The following is a 16,998-nucleotide window of genomic DNA, read 5'->3' as shown; positions in this document are numbered from 1 at the left end:
CTATCAATCAATGATAGCTCTTATTTTTACCTTAAGTTTTAATTACTTTTTCTTATCTGTAGCAGCTTTGTCTTTGCAACAAGCTTTTTTCTCTCCGTCTTTTGTACAAGCTTTTTTGTCGGCAGCAGCTTTATCTTTACAGCATGCTTTCTTTTCTCCGTCTTTAGTACATTCTGTTTTAGATTTAGGACAATCTTTTTTAGGTGCTTTGTCTTGAGCCATTACACTTGTTGATGCAATTAAGGCTAAACACATAATTGCCGACATGATCATTTTTTTCATACTTTGTACGCTATTAAGTGAATATTAAGATTTTCGTTTGGATACAAATATAGTAGCAAATCAAATAGAATTTAATTAACTAAAGTTAAATTTGATAATCAAATACAGTAACTATTCCTAATTAATATTCAAATCGGCCAAATTCACTATCAATAAGCAGTTCTGTCTTCTCCGACTTCTCAACATATCCAACGATCTGAGCATCGATACCGAAAGATTTTGATATATCAATTACTGCCTCTGCATATTCTGACGGTAAGTATATTTCCATACGATGCCCCATATTGAATACTTTGTACATTTCTTTCCAGTCGGTTCCCGATTGTTCCTGTATCAGTTTAAATAAAGGCGGCACAGGGAACAAGTTGTTCTTTGTTATCTTTACTTTATCTACAAAGTGGAGAACCTTTGTTTGTGCACCTCCGGAACAATGTACCATACCGTGTATTACCGGACGTAATTTATCCAGTATCTGTTTTATAACAGGAGCATAAGTACGAGTAGGAGATAGAACCAATTTACCGGCATCAATTCCTAACCCTTCGATCATATCCGTTAACTTCATATTGCCTGAATAAACCAGATTGCTAGGAATAGACGAATCATAACTTTCCGGATACTTCGTTGCCAAATAGTTCGCAAACACATCATGGCGGGCAGATGTTAATCCGTTGCTACCCATACCGCCATTATACTCTTTTTCGTATGTGGCTTGTCCGTATGAGGATAGGCCGACAATCACATCACCATCCTGTATATTGTCATTAGATATTACATCCGATTTTTTCATGCGGCAGGTAACCGTACTGTCCACTATTATTGTACGTACGAGGTCGCCTACATCGGCAGTTTCTCCACCGGTAGGATATATATTTACTCCTAGTGACGATAATTCTTCACAAAGATCATTTGTTCCCTGTATAATGGCAGAGATCACTTCGCCCGGAATCAACATCTTATTACGCCCTATAGTAGACGACAATAAAATATTATCAGTAGCACCTACACACAGCAGGTCGTCTATATTCATTATCAATGCATCTTGTGCAATACCTTTCCAAACCGACAGGTCGCCGGTTTCTTTCCAATACATATACGCTAACGAAGATTTTGTTCCTGCTCCGTCGGCATGCATGATATTGCAATATTCGGCATCGCCACCTAATATATCGGGGATTATTTTACAAAAAGCCTTAGGGAATATTCCTTTATCGATGTTTTTTATAGCATTATGTACATCTTCTTTCGATGCTGAAACGCCACGCTGGTTGTATCGTTGGTCACTCATTATTATATGAATATATTTAAGCTGCAAAGTTAATAAAATAGAGGTAATATCGAAATAAGAAATACAGTTCTAATTTTTGCAATCATACAATACTATATATAACTCTCTTTTAGGCGAGAATTATGTGAAAAAATGAGGAGAAATTAAGCGCATACTTACATGTAAATTTTATCTTTGTTGAAATAGAAGTCATCTTGACTTTTTAGTTTTCTTTATTGCTACTAAAATATCTTTCAATTTATTATAATATGTCATTTTCACAGTCATTGTTGCGCAGTAGAGGGAATGGTATCGCATCTGTTTCTTTCTCCGAACTTCTTTTTGACCTTATCTATGTATTTGCCGTCACCCAGATATCTCATTATCTCCTACATCATCTTACATGGCTTGGATTTTTACAAAGTGCAGTAATCTGGTTTGCCATGTGGATGGCTTGGCAGCATACTACATGGATGACTAATTGGTTTGATCCTAATACACGAAAAATACGTATTTTTCTGTTTATCTTAATGTTGATAGGGCTTATCATTGCTGCAGCGATACCAGATGCATTTGGAGATAGGGGGCTCATATTTGCCTTGTGTTATATTGTTACTCAAATCGGACGTTCGGGTATTATTCTTTTCATGCTTGGCAAGAAGTATCATCTGACAAAGAACTATACTCGTATATTAATATGGTTTTTTATCTCAGCCGTATTCTGGATCGTAGGAGCTTTGGAAGAAGATTTCATTCGATTGATATTATGGACTATCGCTGTTCTGTCTGACTATATAGCTCCTATGCATGGTTTTTATCTTCCCATTCTCGGTCGTTCCGATTCGAGCAAAGAATGGACAATTGAAGGACACCATCTGACTGAAAGGTGTCAGCTTTTTGTAATTATTGCTTTTGGAGAAACCATATTGATGACAGGTGCATCGTTGAGCGAATTTGAAGTTTGGACACTTCCTGTTGTGGCAGCAGCCCTTTTGTCTGCTGTCAGCAGTCTGGCTATGTGGTGGATCTATTTTGATACGAGTAGCGAAGTAGGTGCTGAAAAAATCCAGAAAGTGGACGACCCCGGAATGTTAGGGCTGAAATACCATGCTGTGCATGTGGTACTGATAGGTGCACTGATAATGAGTGCTGTTGGAGATGAACTGACTGTCAATCATCCTCTTGGCTATATTTCTTTAGCTGCAATCTTTGTCATAATAGTGGGACCTGTCATTTATCTTGTGAGTAACATGGCCTATAAATGGCTTACTTGCCATATTATAGCAAAATCGCATATTGTGGGCATAATAGCTTTATTGCTGATAATTCCGTTTTCTCCATACCTGAATCTGTTAATAATTAATGCCTTGTCTGTGTTCGTATTTGTGGCAATCAGTATTTATGAAATAATGAATCCAAATGTTGAATGACAAAAATTGAGAACAAGAGTGCTAGAAATATGTTTTATAAATAAGAAACAAAACTTATAATAGAAATGAAATATGGAAACAAAGGAATATGAATTGATAAATAATACAGATGAAAGCCAGTATGAATTTCATGTAGGAAAATACATTCCCAAAATAAAATATATGAAATCGGTCAACAATGAGATTTATCTGACACATACCGAAGTACCTTCCGAACTTGGAGGTCAGGGCATAGGCAGTCAGTTGGTAGAAAAAGTGTTGCAGGATATTGAGATGCAAAAACTTCAATTAGTACCATTATGTCCTTTTGTTGCGGGATATATACAAAAACATCCAGACTGGAGGCGTATTCTTATGAAGGGAAGGGGATAAATGTATAACGTAACATATCTTAAAAAAAGAATCAATTAAAAAATATTTCTATAAAATGGAAAAAGTAATAGAATACACAAACGGGGAAGTGACCGTAATATGGAAACCTGAAATATGTAAGCATGCGGGTATTTGTGTTAAAATGCTGCCAAATGTTTATCATCCTAAAGAAAGGCCATGGGTAAAACCTGAAAATGCTACCACTGAGGAACTAATAGAACAGATAGATATGTGTCCGTCCAAAGCTCTTACCTATCGGATGAATAAGACCTAATTTACTCTTCTACTTTATCCTTAAACTTTTTATATATAAATACTTTATCAAATTCAGACTTATATTCAAACTTATTTATATAGTCAAATCGTAAAGCGGAAGATTCTGTACAAAAAAATGGTAGTGATAACAAGCTAATTCTAATCAAAATAATTTCTATATTTAGAAGTCAAGATGACTTTATAATAAAAAAGACTTTAATGCAAGAAGAAATATTTCCTCTAGTAGATGAACAAGGTATTGTAGTTGGACAAGCATCACGTAGTGTCTGTCATGATGGATCAAAGTTGTTACATCCTGTAATTCATCTCCACATCTTTAACTCTAAAGGTGAATTGTATTTACAAAAACGTTCTGCTACAAAAGATGTACAGCCCAACAGGTGGGACTCTTCCGTGGCGGGGCATATAGATTTAAACGAGACACCCGAAAAAGCAGCATTGCGCGAGGCTTCCGAAGAATTAAATATATCGGATATTATACCTCGCTATATAACCAAATATATAATAGAGACAGATCGGGAACGTGAATTAAGCTATTGTTATTATGCTATATACAATGGTGACTTTATACTAAATACCGAAGAGCTTGCCGACGGACGTTTTTGGACGATCGATGAGGTACAAAAAGAGTTGGGTAAAGATGTATTTACCTTAAATTTTGAATCCGACTTCAGATTATTCCTACACAAAGGCTCTCAAAATATAACTCAATATTAGTCCTATATTTAGTTGATATATTCGATGACTTGTTTTAGATCTGAAAAATCTGAAATTATAAAATCGGCTTTACCTTGAAGTTCATTTTCGGAAATTGTAGTGGAAACACCTACAACACGCATTCCGGCATCTTTGCCTGCTCGTATTCCATGAAAAGAATCTTCGAATACAACACATTCTGAGGGAGATACATTTAGGTCTTCCGCAGCTAATAGATAGCATGCCGGATTAGGTTTACCTTTGGTTATGCGTGCCGCTGTAACTTCGGTATCGAATGTTTTGGATAAATTTAATATATCCAAAGCACGTTTCATTTTGAAGTCCTGCGAACTAGTTACCAATCCTATTTTATAGTTATTGTTTTTCAGATACTCAATAAACTCCATCACACCGTCTACCAAAGGAAAGTCCATTTGCAATTCGAATTCACCTAATTCTCTCTCTACGGTTTTTACTTCTTCTTTGGGTAAGTGGCTAAAATATTTTTTTAGTATGTCCGGACTAGTTGTTCCTTTTACTTTCAAAGCAAAATTTTCGATACCTAGATTATATTTTTCACCTAAAGCATCAATGTATATATCATATTGAGGCTCGGTGTTCGCTATCACTCCATCAAAATCAAACAGTACGGTTGTTATTTTTGTCATATTTCAATATTATTTCTTCTTTTCCGCTGCAAAGGTAAGGTTTTAAATCGTTATTAACAATTAGCGTTTGATTTGTAAAGAGTTAGTATGTTTTTCTGTTTAAAATATCTATTATAAAGTACTGTTGCGATTGAAATCTAAATTCATTAATCGCTTGTTACTTGTAAAAAGCATAGCAGAAAAGTGACAATAATAATTATATAAAAAAGTGTCACCTTTGTCACCTTTTGCTATGTAATTGTTTGCAGTATATTGTGTTGTGATATATTCCGGATTGTCACTTTTTGTACCATTATATAAAGAATGTCATAAAAGTTGGAATTAAGGTGCAATTAATACTTATTTGCTAAAGAATCGGTGTTGTAAAAAAGCCTCTTTATTTATTTTATTTATATTTTTGTATATTTGATTGTTTAAGATGAGAAGAATATTCCTGATAGGATATATGGGTGCTGGAAAAACAACAGCAGGGAGAGAGCTTGCAAAAGAGCTTAATCTAGAATTCGTTGATTTAGACCACTTCATACAGGCTCGCTATCAAAAAACAGTAGGACAGATTTTTTCAGATGTTGGAGAAGGTGAATTTCGTAATATTGAAAAGAGCATTCTGAAAGAAGTAGGTGAGTTCGAAGATGTAGTGATATCTACAGGTGGAGGCACACCTTGCTTTTTTGATAATATAGAGTATATGAATCAAGTAGGTACAACCATTTATTTGAAAGCATCGGCTGATGTGCTGGCTTCGCGATTGAATGATTGTAAAGATAAACGTCCTTTGATAAAGGATAAAAATGAAGAGGAACTACTTCGGTTTGTAACAGATACTCTAGAAAAGAGAGAGCCTTTTTATTCAAAAGCGAAAATTATATATGAAACTGAGGTGTTGGTCACTCGTGAAGATGTAAATGAGTATGTTCGGAAATTAATAAAATTATTATGAACTTAAGTCTGATTCGTTTTTTAGCAGGTATTACTTTGTTATCCTGTATTATTTCACTCTCTGCCCAAGAAAAGCAATATAGTTTCAATAAAGATAAATCGAAATTGACTCTCATTGTTGAAAAAGAAAATACAAAATTATTAGTAGTAAAAAACAATGTAAAAAGAAGAGGCCTTCCACTCAAAGAGGCTAAGATTTATACATTAGATATAGCTTCCGACACAGTTGGTACATGGTCGGTATTGCCTACAAAAGAAAATGTTTGGAAGTTGTCTTTTGATATTCCTGATGCCAAAGGGTTTTATATAGGATTCGATGATTTTTATTTACCCGAAGGGGCTCAATTATATGTATATGAAAAAAGCAATGTGAAAAATGCTATTGTATACAAACATGAAGATAACCCACAAGGTGGAGCTTACTCTCTCGAGAATCTGAAAGGAGATAATGTTGTACTTGAATATGTAGCACCACAAAATCTAGGAACTCCACGATTGCATATATCCGATGTAGGGTATAAATATGTTGATGAACAAGGCGACCCAATCAGTGGCTTTAATACTGCCTCTAATTCTTGTATGGTAAATATAAATTGTGCAGAAGGTGGCTTTTGGAAGAATCAGAAAAAAGGAGTGTTGCAATTGCGTGTCAAAAGAGGAGGTAGTACTTATCTTTGCTCGGGTACGTTAATTAATAACACGAGTGAAGATAAAACTCCCTATGTGTTAACAGCATATCATTGTTTTGAATACTTATCGTCGTCAATAATATCTAATACTGAATTCTTTTTTGATTATGAGACCCCCGAATGTGAAACAGAAAACAGACCCAACTATAAATATCATAAAGGTGCAAAACCATTGGTACTTAATTCAATCGATGATGGTTCTGACGGTGCTTTACTTAGGTTGTCTGAGTCAATTCCCGATAACTGGGATGTCTATTACAACGGTTGGGATAGAACAAATGATGGCGCGAGTGTAACAGGTGGAGCGGTAATTCATCACCCTCTGGGAGATGTTAAAAAAATAACTCTATTTAATAAACCTCTTACTTCGAGTAAATGGGATCCGGACTCTGAAGACGAGCCAGATGGTACTCAATGGAGTGTGACTTATTATAAAGGCGCTACAGAGGGTGGTTCTTCGGGAGCTCCTCTCTTTAATCAAAACGGTTATGTGGTGGGTACATTATCAGGAGGAGAAAGTAATTGTTCAAATCAGGGGTTAGCTGATTCTTTTGGTAAATTTTGGTTTCATTGGGATCAGTACTATGATGCAGATCAGCATATGTCTAAATATTTGGATCCCAATAATACAGGAGCTACTAAATTGAAGGGGTTGAGTTCGCTTGGAACTGACGAGCCAAATCCTGATCAACAACCAGAATTCCTCATATATTTTAAAGGTGATGTCTTGCGCATATATGCTAAAGATATATTAAAGAAAGTAAGTATTGCAGACTTAAACGGACGAATATTGTATACTAAAACTACAGGTTTTGATTCTTCTATATTTGAAGAAACGTTATATGGATGGCGTCCGGGAGTATATATTGTCTCTGTGGATGTTTCGGGAAGGTCTACGAAGTCGATAAAAGTAATGAAGTAAAGAAGAAAGATCCAATAATAAAATGGCTAAAACCAAAACAGTATATGTTTGTAACAACTGTGGAAATGACTCTCCTAAATGGTTAGGGAAGTGTCCTGTATGTGGAGAGTGGAATACTTATGTAGAAGAGATTGTTAGTAAAGATAGCTCATCGAGAGGGAACTCCAACTTATTTGAAACATCTAAGGCGAAGCCATTATTATTGAAAGAAGTAGAAACGGGAGAAGAACCTCGTATAGACTTGCACGATGGAGAATTGAACCGTGTGCTTGGAGGAGGACTGGTTCCCGGTTCGTTGGTGCTGATTGGTGGTGAACCCGGCATCGGAAAGTCGACACTTGTTTTACAAACAGTCTTAGGACTGAGAAAAATAAAAACACTATATGTTTCGGGAGAAGAGAGTGCCAGGCAATTGAAATTGCGTGCCGATCGTATAAACTCCAATAGTGAGAACTGTTTTATCGTATGCGAGACAAATCTCGAACAGATATTTGTTCATATACAAAATCTAAAACCGGACTTTGTTATCATAGACTCTATACAGACAATATTCACAGAATCAGTAGAATCGTCTCCGGGTAGCGTATCGCAAGTCCGCGAATGTTCGGCTTCAATCCTTAAGTTTGCAAAAGAGACAGGAACCCCTGTGGTTCTTATCGGGCATATAAATAAAGAAGGAAGTATTGCCGGACCAAAAGTGCTGGAGCATATTGTAGATACAGTACTGCAATTCGAAGGAGATCAGCATTATATGTATCGTATCTTGCGAAGCATAAAAAACCGTTTTGGGAGTACTGCCGAACTAGGTATTTACGAAATGAGGCAAAATGGGCTTCGTGAAGTTAGTAATCCCTCCGAATTGCTATTAACTCAGAATCACGAAGGGCTGAGCGGTGTTTCTATTGCCGCAGCTATAGAAGGAATACGTCCCTTTCTTATCGAAACTCAGGCTTTGGTAAGTACTGCTGCTTATGGGACTCCTCAACGTTCGGCTACAGGTTTTGATCTGCGACGGATGAATATGTTACTTGCGGTATTAGAGAAAAGAGCAGGATTTAAGCTGATACAAAAAGATGTATTTCTTAATATCGCAGGAGGGCTTAGAGTGAATGATCCTGCTATGGATTTGTCAGTAATTAGCGCTGTATTGTCTTCAAGCTTGGATATCTCCATAGAGAAGCATGTTTGTATGACTGGAGAAGTGGGCTTGTCGGGTGAAATACGTCCCGTAAATCGTATTGAACAAAGAATATTGGAAGCAGAGAAGCTGGGCTTTTCTAAGATACTTGTTCCTCAAAATAACCTGAAAGGATTTACCTCGAAAGTAAACATTGAGATCGTGCAAGTACGAAAAGTAGAAGAAGCTTTTAGGCAATTATTTGGATGAAAATATAACGATATTAGAATCGTATCAAAAAGGAGTATTGACGACATTATCTTTTTTGCTTATTACGTTATTTGGAGGTTTGATAAGTATGTCATTTTCCATTGTATTACAACGGATAAAGAAAAAGATAGAAGAATAGTTTATAATGAATTACGAAGAAACACTAGAATATTTATATAATCAATTACCTGTTTATCAAAAAGTAGGAGGTACAGCCTATAAAGAAGGATTGGATAACAGTCTGTCCCTTGATAAATATTTTTCACACCCTCATACCCGATATAAGACGATTCATATTGCAGGAACAAATGGGAAAGGATCTACGTCTCACCTTTTGGCCGCAACGTTGCAACAGTCTGGTTACAAGGTTGGATTATATACATCTCCGCATCTAGTTGACTTCAGAGAGCGTATCCGTGTAAATGGAGAGAAGATATCGAAACAATATGTTTTGGATTTTGTTACAAAACACAGAGAGGCTTATGAGCCTATACAGCCTTCTTTCTTTGAATTGACGATGATGATGGCTTTTCAGTATTTTGCCGATACAAATGTTGATGTTGCAATAATAGAAGTCGGACTAGGAGGAAGACTGGATAGTACTAATATTATAACACCGGTGTTGAGTATAATTACCAATATTAGCTTCGATCATATGCAATTTTTGGGCAATACACTAGAGAAAATTGCGGCTGAAAAAGCAGGTATAATCAAGAAGGATATCCCCGTTATTATTGGAGAGGCAGAAGGTGATGTCCGTAAGGTGTTTGGAGATACTGCAGAGAGGGTAGGAGCGCCTATCATTTTTGCAGAAGATGAAAAACTGATACACTCAAGCTTGCGTACTGCCAGTGGGTGGTTGTATGATACAAAATACTATCAGCAGCTCAAAGGTGAACTTTCGGGTTATGCCCAGATAAAAAATACGGCGACAGTACTATGTGCTATACGTGAACTTCAAAAACAGGGCTATGTAATACCATCGAAGGCTGTATATAATAGTTTTGCCTATGTGAATGAATATACCGGACTAATGGGACGCTGGCAAATATTACAAGACTATAATCCCAAAATTGTATGTGATACAGGGCATAATGAAGCCGGAATGAAATATATATCAGAACAGCTTGTAAACGAGCGTTATGATACCTTACATATTATTCTGGGTATGGTAAATGACAAAGATATTTCATCTGTATTATCCTTACTCCCTAAAAAGGCTATTTATTACTTTACTAAAGCGTCTGTACCTCGATCGATGAACGAACGAAGCTTGCAAGAATTTGCTGTCAAAAAAGGGCTTACAGGCTATTCATATCCTACAGTGAAAGAAGCTATTCGTGCAGCAAAAGATTGGGCTACACCAAGTGATTTTATATTTATAGGAGGAAGCAACTTCGTTGTAGCTGATGCACTTATCGAATTCGGCTATGAATAGAAGCAATACAGGGTATTAATTCTTTTGCTCTTTTTTTACTTTACTATGTTGCGGCTTTAGTGCGTTGAGTATTGCACTATCATATCCATACACATCATCAGCATAGTATAGCATATCGTCGTCAGGATACATATAGACTGTGTAATAATCGATGAATAAAGAAATCTTGTCTTTAGGATTAAGAATATCTGGGAGCTTTTTTAACTTGTTTTCTTGTGCGAGCTTCTTTCCTGCTTTTGACATAGGTTGTTTATCTATACTATAAAATAATTGATCTTTGTATATGTCGTCTGATGTTGTCGACATACAAAAGAAAGCCAGATCGAAAGGCTTTTCTACTCTGACACATCCATGACTTACGGTTCTATTTTTTCTTCCGAATGCCGCTTTAGATGGGGTGTCGTGTAGATATACCGAAAATGCGTTGTTAAACATGAATTTTATTAAGCCGAGAGCATTACTTTCGCCGGGACTTTGACGAATTGTATATGAAAACTTAGAAGGGTCGACTTCTTTCCAGTTTATAGTCGTAATATCTACTTCTTTGCCGTTCCTATACAGTTTCATGTTGTGACGCTTAATGTATGTCGGATCTTTTTTTTGTAATACTGCTACTTCTTTCTGTGCTATACTTGTTGGAATATTCCATATCGGATTCAGATTCAAGTAGCTGATATCACTTTGTAATAAAGGCGTTTTATTAGTAGCAGTGCCAACACAAACCTTCATGATCAGAGGAAGGCTATCTTGCTCCGTGGCCATAAGATATGCCGATGCAACATTTACTTCGATATGCTTGTTATGCTTTGCTTTTGTCATTTTCCAACGATACCGTTCCATGTTAGCCTGTAGCTTTTCGAGATAGTAATCCAATGGCCTGTTTAGCGCATCTATAGTCAGCTTGCCTACTTCTTTTTCTTCCGGATATGAGTTCTTTTTTCGGAATACATTTATTGCCTCGAGCAGATTTTCATCCAAGATCATATCTGAAGAATCATCTCCGATAGAGTCGCCTTCTTCCATAATATATTCTCCTGTTAGGGCTAATCTTCTGGCAATTTCAGATATATGTTTATTTTTATCTCCCAACTTATAGGTTTCTGTACTTGTTATCTTTTTAAATCCTTGTTCTTTGTTATCTTTCAGATTTTGGTATTCTTTTTGAAGTCTCAGATAGATCGGGTCTGTAGGCACAGAATTAATGATACTAGAGATCGGATCTTCTTTCAACCCCTTATATATCTCTTGATAGAAAGCAGAGTCGGCGGTTAATACTGATATATCATAATCTTTTTTGTACAATTTTTTAGGGTTGACAAAACCGTATTTCATCCCTTTGATGTATTTTACAGCAGTCAGAGTAGAAGTCAGTTCCAGATCAACCATCTTTTTATACAGATCGTCAAGGTTATACAATCCTGCGTCTATGGAATCTGTAATAGCTTCTATTCTACTCGCAGAGAAATATTCTGATGATAAACCATGTTTATCACTTTCTTTCAGAACAGAAACAAAGTCCTTTATTCTCGCTACGTCTAATGTATCATGTGACCAAACAGGATGATATACATCTTCGGTATAAAATGGCAGCAATAGGGAGTCTTTTAGAATAAGCTCATGTATAGTCTCTTTTATCTGCTGAGGATTATAGTCGGGATATAGTCGTGCAAATTTAGACTTAGCTACCTGTTTATTTGTCGATTCGCTAAGCTTTGTAGTTTCCTTTTCTTTACAGTCCGTGAAGCTAAAAATTAAGAATGCTAAGACTAAAGAAATGGATAATGTTTTTTTCATAAAAGTAAAGTTGATCAAGTACAAGTGTTTTTATAAAGACAAAATTATACAAAAAGTTATGATAGTACAAACGTGTTAAGGTGCCTGATGTTATTATCGTTATATCAAAAAAATAGCATCAGCAACAATTGTGTGAAAACGATTCGAGCAAACATGGATACCGGATACACTGTAGCATAAGCAACGGCAGGTTCATCACCGTCGATAGTAGAATTGACATAGCTTAAAGCCATCGGATTAGCCATACTACCACATAGCATTCCTACATTCCGGGCAAAGTTGATCTTATATACTTTCATCCCTATCAGAGCAACAATAAGTACCGGAACAACTGTAAGTATAAAGCCAAAACCAATCCATATCAATCCTTCGGTTTGGAATACTGTTTCGAAAAAGTGTTCTCCTGCTCCGATACCCAGACAAGCCAGATATACTGTTAAACCAAACTGGCGCATCAGTAAATTGGCACTTTGCGTTGTATAAGTAGTAATATGAAATCGAGGGCCAAATGATCCCATCAAAATTCCTACAATAATAGGACCGCCGGCAATCCCTAACCTGATTGGAAAATCCATTCCCGGAAAAGGTATAGGTAACGCTCCTAGTATAAGACCTAGTGCGATTCCAAGAAATATTGCTATCAGATTTGGTGTATTCAGTCGCTTTTCCTCATCACCAAGTATTTTAGCAACATTGTCTATCGATGCTTTTTCTCCTACTACAGTGAGTTTATCTCCAATTTGTAGCATAAGATCCGATGATGCTAATAGGTCTATACCTGCACGGTTAATACGTGTTATGTTTATTCCATAATTATTGCGCAGTTTCAAGCTTCCGAGTTTCTCACCGTTTATTTTGCTATTGGTGATAATGATTCTTCGTGATACTAATTGGCTATTGTCTATGTGGTTCCAGTCTATATCTTCTTTATTCCAGTCAACGTTTTCTTGTTCTCCAAATAGAACTTTGATATGTTCTACATCGCTTTTTTTAGATATAATAAGCAAGTGGTCATTATGTCTGAGAATACTCGCAGAAGTAGGAATAGTAACTATACCATCGTGCCAGATACGTGAAATAACGAAATGCTTAGCCGTTAATTTCATTATATCAACTATCGATTTTCCTTCTATAGCCGGATTAGTTATATGAAATTCACCTACGTGCATTTCATTTTCTTTCTTTTCTGATAGCTTCGCAAATTCATCGTTTGGCACAAAGCACTTTCTAAGAAATATTATAGCCAGAATAACTCCCACTACCCCTAATGGGTAGGCAATGGCTGTAGCCAAGGCCATGTCGGCTATTACCCTTTGATTTCCGCTAATTTGTTGTAATGCCTGCTGAGCCGCACCAAGAGCCGGTGTATTTGTAGTAGCACCGCATAATATTCCTACCATATTAGGAAGGGATATGTCACTCGCATAGCTGAATATAACGGTGAGGATTAGTCCTAGAAATACAACTCCCAAGGCAAGCATATTCATACGCAATCCTCCAGCCCTTAAAGATGAAAAGAATCCCGGACCTACTTGCAATCCCAATGCATATACAAAAAGGATCAGTCCAAAATTTTGAGCAAAGTTGAGCATGTCTTTGTTCAGGTCGAAATTGAAGTGACCAATAACGATACCAACAAAGAAGACAAAAGTAATACCAAGAGAGATATTGAGGAGTTTTAGTTTTCCTAGCTGTAGTCCAACAGCAGAAACTATAGATATAATTATAATTGATAGAACCGATGGTGATTCTATTATGGTTTTCATAAACCAATCCATACAATTTACTACTTAGAAATGGACTGCAAAGGTAAAACATTTAATGTGAAAGAGCCAATATCCGCATGTGAAAAATAAAAAGAGAGAAGAATATATATTTTCCGTCTCTCATTATTCAATTACAGAAGCTGTTAATGATAATTTGTGGACTTCCTATTTCTTGCAAATGTTTGTGAATATACACCACTTACAAGCTTCTCCGGTAGGTGTTTGCGTAAATGATGTTTCAGGGTCGAATATCTCATCGAGGCACGTATCGAAGTACTCTTTGAATTCTTGTCTATACATTGAAAAGTCTGTTATATGGTCATCGTTGCGTCCCGATTTATTAATTACTCCCGGCTCAAATTTAGCATCGAATAGATTTCGGAGATAGTATATGCCTGGTTCTATTATTTTATTCGGATATTTTTGCATATAAAGATGTGAATACATAAATACCTGCATCACTGCTTTAGGGCGATCTTTAAGATCTTTATCAAAAAGATCTTTCATTTCTTTATATCGTAATACTCCTTTTCCTGTCTTATAATCGATAATACGGGTACGGCCTTTAACTTCATCTACACGGTCGATAAATCCTTTTAAGGATACAACTTTCCCCGATGGTAGAGTATATTCCATTTTTATTCTTTCTTCTGAGTCGACATAGATAAAAGGTGTAAGTCCCGCATCAGTAACTAAAACTTGTTTGATATATTTACGAAGCACTTCTCCGGTCAGATAATTCTGCCCTGTCAATTTTTTTATTTTGTCAGTTTTAAAATAGTTTTCAGCAAAAGATCGTTCTATATTTTCTGTCAGCAGCTTTTCATCCTTTCTGATCTTGTGTAACAAGTCCGCAGTAATCATCTTTCCCTTAAATGGATCGTACAACCATTCCATTATTGAGTGAAAAATTGTTCCAAACATACTGGCCTCTATTGTTTCCACTACCTCATCCTCTTCTGCCATGTTTTCTACTACAGAGAAATAAAACTGTAGAGGACAATTGAGATACATATTGATAGCACTGGCAGATAGTTGTTTGTCTCCTCCTTGCAAAAACACATTCATCTTTTCCTGTATCTCAGGAGTTTTAGATACTGAAATGGGAAGACTCTCGGTAGAAGAAACTTTATAAACAGTGAGCTTTTCCCTTATATCGAATGAATTGGCATATAAATGTTTTATCTGTTTAAAATAGCGGCTCACTTCGCCCGATTGTAAGCCTTCGGTGCGAGTATCATACAAAAGATAAATTCGTTTAGCCCGGTTTATCAAACGATAAAAGTGATAAGCAAAAATACTGTCCTGATGCTCGTAAGTCGGTAAATCAAATCCTTTTCGAAGATTATATGGTATAAAAGAACTGGTAGCACGTTTGAGAGGGAAGATACCTTCATTCATCGATAGGATAATAAGATTGTCGAAGTCTAAAGCACGAGTTTCGAGCACTCCCATAATTTGTAATCCAGATAAAGGCTCTCCCGTAAAAGGCACGCTGATGTTTACTATCAACTTTTTCAATAATTTGAAATACGTATCAATTTTAATTTCAAAGGATACATTTTGCAAAGCATCGTTCATTTTATTGATCGTCTTGTAGTATTCCACAATGAATTCGCCTTCAATGTCTACCGAACGGGCACTTATTTGCTCTTCTTCGTTCTCTGTTTCTTTCTGATTATACAAAGATCTCCTTAGTGTTGATAATATATCTTTTAAATACTCAGGTGCATCGTACCAATTATCTATTGTTTTGAATATGAGACTAAATAACGGATGAATTTCTAATTCCTTGACCGATACTATAATCTTATTGTATTGAAGTATATTTTGTCTTAGTTGTTTAGCTTCCTGTTCGGCTATATTCGTTATATATCGGTGATTGAGTATAGCCAATACCGGTTTGTAATAAAAGCCTGCGCTATTTTCGGATCTTCTTACATTCTTTTGCAATTCAAAAATGTGTTCCATCAGTCCCGAAACAGAACTATTGTTCAGGCTATACCCCATTGTTATGTTTATCTTATCTATCTCTTGGGGTATGGAGTACAGCGTTGGCAATAGAAGATTTTCATCAGGTAGCACTAACGCTGTATTCATAGCTTGATCGGATGACACTATCTGATTTTCTGCCAACAAAGACTTGATGATTGTATGCACATATTTAGCTTGTCCTATGGATGACGGAATGCCAATAGCTTCCACTGTCGGTTGATCAAGGCTTAATTCTTCCGGTTGTAACGCGAGCTGAGACGGAAATTGCACCTTATTCTTATCCATAAAGAAAGATGCTTTGTTCTGAGGATCGCGCACTAAAGGTGATGAGTAATCCCAATAAAAATCGGCAATACCTTTTTTATGGAGGTAATTAAGTAATTTCTCTTCGGATTTGCTATGCCCGTTTAGGCCTATAAATATTATTTTTTCGTATGGAAGTTCATAATCCGGATTCTTTGAAAAAGAATCTATTACATCTCTGAAAATCATTCCTTCATAGGCTTGATTTTTTTCTGCAAGTTGGTTTCTTAGAGAAGAGTATAGCTGAAAGAGTACTTCCCACATTTCGAGGAAGTCTTTCTTTTTGTCATTTTCTCCTACAGGCAAAAAGTTTGACCAGAAACGTCGTATAACTTCTATCTGTGTTTCGGTTAAGTATGAAAATCCGGCGTCAATATCTTTTAAGTCTTTTATATTTCTGAACAGTTGGTGTGCATCAACCAAATATTTATCGATGTCGTCAAAATCATTGAGCAGCATTTCTCCCCAATATAGAAATTCATCGAATGTTTCGTTGGTCTTACCTACCTGTTTGTATATATTGAACAACATAAAAAGCATCTCAATGCGATCTGCTTTTTTATATGGACTTAGTTGTTCGAACAAGTCTGCTATTGTCAGTATTTGGGGCGAAAAAATAGGCTTATCCGCTATCTGCGATAAGTAATGTTGGAAAAAGACTCCGGCTCTACGGTTCGGAAAAACAAAAGTATAACGACTTATATTTTGTCCATCGGCCTTATAGTATGCTTGAGCTACATTGTATAGAAAAGGAATCATTTTTTTAGAAAGTAG

The 16,998-nt window shown here is 36.2% G+C and carries 14 protein-coding genes; 8 read left to right on the top strand and 6 right to left on the bottom strand.

What is annotated here, in order from left to right; genetic code table 11:
* Window positions 1-42: 42 nt before the first annotated feature.
* Both BGO84_RS01155 and BGO84_RS01150 read right to left on the bottom strand, forming a co-directional pair.
* Entirely contained in the window at window positions 43-282 is a 240-nt protein-coding gene (locus tag BGO84_RS01155; protein ID WP_135104419.1) for a hypothetical protein, read from the bottom strand.
* A 121-nt stretch (window positions 283-403) separates the two neighbouring features.
* Complete coding sequence (locus BGO84_RS01150) at window positions 404-1,570, bottom strand: AIR synthase related protein (protein ID WP_291026896.1); 1,167 nt, start codon at window positions 1,568-1,570, stop codon at window positions 404-406.
* A gap of 248 nt (window positions 1,571-1,818) precedes the next feature.
* Between BGO84_RS01150 and BGO84_RS01145 the strand changes: the two genes are divergently transcribed.
* From BGO84_RS01145 to BGO84_RS01130, 4 genes are all read left to right on the top strand, one after another.
* The gene (locus tag BGO84_RS01145; RefSeq protein WP_291026893.1) at window positions 1,819-2,979 is read left to right on the top strand and encodes a low temperature requirement protein A; all 1,161 of its coding nucleotides are present in this window, start codon (window positions 1,819-1,821) and stop codon (window positions 2,977-2,979) included.
* A 72-nt stretch (window positions 2,980-3,051) separates the two neighbouring features.
* The gene (locus BGO84_RS01140; RefSeq protein ID WP_291026890.1) at window positions 3,052-3,351 is read left to right on the top strand and encodes a GNAT family N-acetyltransferase; all 300 of its coding nucleotides are present in this window, start codon (window positions 3,052-3,054) and stop codon (window positions 3,349-3,351) included.
* A 55-nt stretch (window positions 3,352-3,406) separates the two neighbouring features.
* Window positions 3,407-3,625: a (4Fe-4S)-binding protein gene (locus BGO84_RS01135; protein WP_135104423.1), complete on the top strand. Its 219-nt coding sequence runs from the start codon at window positions 3,407-3,409 to the stop codon at window positions 3,623-3,625.
* Between the two features lie 200 nt (window positions 3,626-3,825).
* Window positions 3,826-4,344, top strand: a complete 519-nt coding sequence (locus BGO84_RS01130; RefSeq protein ID WP_291026887.1) for an NUDIX domain-containing protein — start codon at window positions 3,826-3,828, stop codon at window positions 4,342-4,344.
* An 8-nt stretch (window positions 4,345-4,352) separates the two neighbouring features.
* Here BGO84_RS01130 and BGO84_RS01125 read toward each other — a convergent pair whose 3' ends face one another.
* Complete coding sequence (locus tag BGO84_RS01125) at window positions 4,353-4,991, bottom strand: HAD family phosphatase (protein WP_291026884.1); 639 nt, start codon at window positions 4,989-4,991, stop codon at window positions 4,353-4,355.
* A gap of 418 nt (window positions 4,992-5,409) precedes the next feature.
* Between BGO84_RS01125 and BGO84_RS01120 the strand changes: the two genes are divergently transcribed.
* The 4 genes from BGO84_RS01120 (at window position 5,410) to BGO84_RS01105 (ending at window position 10,366) form a co-directional block, all read left to right on the top strand.
* A complete protein-coding gene (locus tag BGO84_RS01120; protein ID WP_283687667.1) occupies window positions 5,410-5,931 on the top strand; it encodes a shikimate kinase in 522 nt (173 codons plus the stop codon).
* Window positions 5,928-7,541 carry a trypsin-like serine protease gene (locus tag BGO84_RS01115; RefSeq protein WP_291026881.1) on the top strand — a complete coding sequence of 538 codons (1,614 nt, stop codon included), beginning with the start codon at window positions 5,928-5,930 and terminating at the stop codon, window positions 7,539-7,541. The genes BGO84_RS01120 and BGO84_RS01115 overlap by 4 nt, the downstream gene beginning before the upstream one ends.
* A gap of 22 nt (window positions 7,542-7,563) precedes the next feature.
* Complete coding sequence (gene radA / locus BGO84_RS01110) at window positions 7,564-8,928, top strand: DNA repair protein RadA (RefSeq protein WP_291026878.1); 1,365 nt, start codon at window positions 7,564-7,566, stop codon at window positions 8,926-8,928.
* A gap of 145 nt (window positions 8,929-9,073) precedes the next feature.
* Window positions 9,074-10,366, top strand: a complete 1,293-nt coding sequence (locus BGO84_RS01105; RefSeq protein WP_291026875.1) for a folylpolyglutamate synthase/dihydrofolate synthase family protein — start codon at window positions 9,074-9,076, stop codon at window positions 10,364-10,366.
* A 15-nt stretch (window positions 10,367-10,381) separates the two neighbouring features.
* Here BGO84_RS01105 and BGO84_RS01100 read toward each other — a convergent pair whose 3' ends face one another.
* The 3 genes from BGO84_RS01100 to BGO84_RS01090 form a co-directional block, all read right to left on the bottom strand.
* Window positions 10,382-12,160, bottom strand: coding sequence for a L,D-transpeptidase family protein (locus BGO84_RS01100; RefSeq protein ID WP_291026872.1), 1,779 nt, complete (start codon window positions 12,158-12,160; stop codon window positions 10,382-10,384).
* A 104-nt stretch (window positions 12,161-12,264) separates the two neighbouring features.
* Complete coding sequence (locus tag BGO84_RS01095; RefSeq protein WP_135104431.1) at window positions 12,265-13,938, bottom strand: putative transporter; 1,674 nt, start codon at window positions 13,936-13,938, stop codon at window positions 12,265-12,267.
* A gap of 153 nt (window positions 13,939-14,091) precedes the next feature.
* A complete protein-coding gene (locus tag BGO84_RS01090; RefSeq protein ID WP_291026869.1) occupies window positions 14,092-16,983 on the bottom strand; it encodes a PD-(D/E)XK nuclease family protein in 2,892 nt (963 codons plus the stop codon).
* Window positions 16,984-16,998 lie beyond the last annotated feature (15 nt).

This window comes from Dysgonomonas sp. 37-18, from assembly GCF_001899125.1.
Taxonomy (GTDB): Bacteria; Bacteroidota; Bacteroidia; order Bacteroidales; family Dysgonomonadaceae; genus Dysgonomonas.
This window is presented reverse-complemented; position numbering and strand designations above follow the sequence as displayed.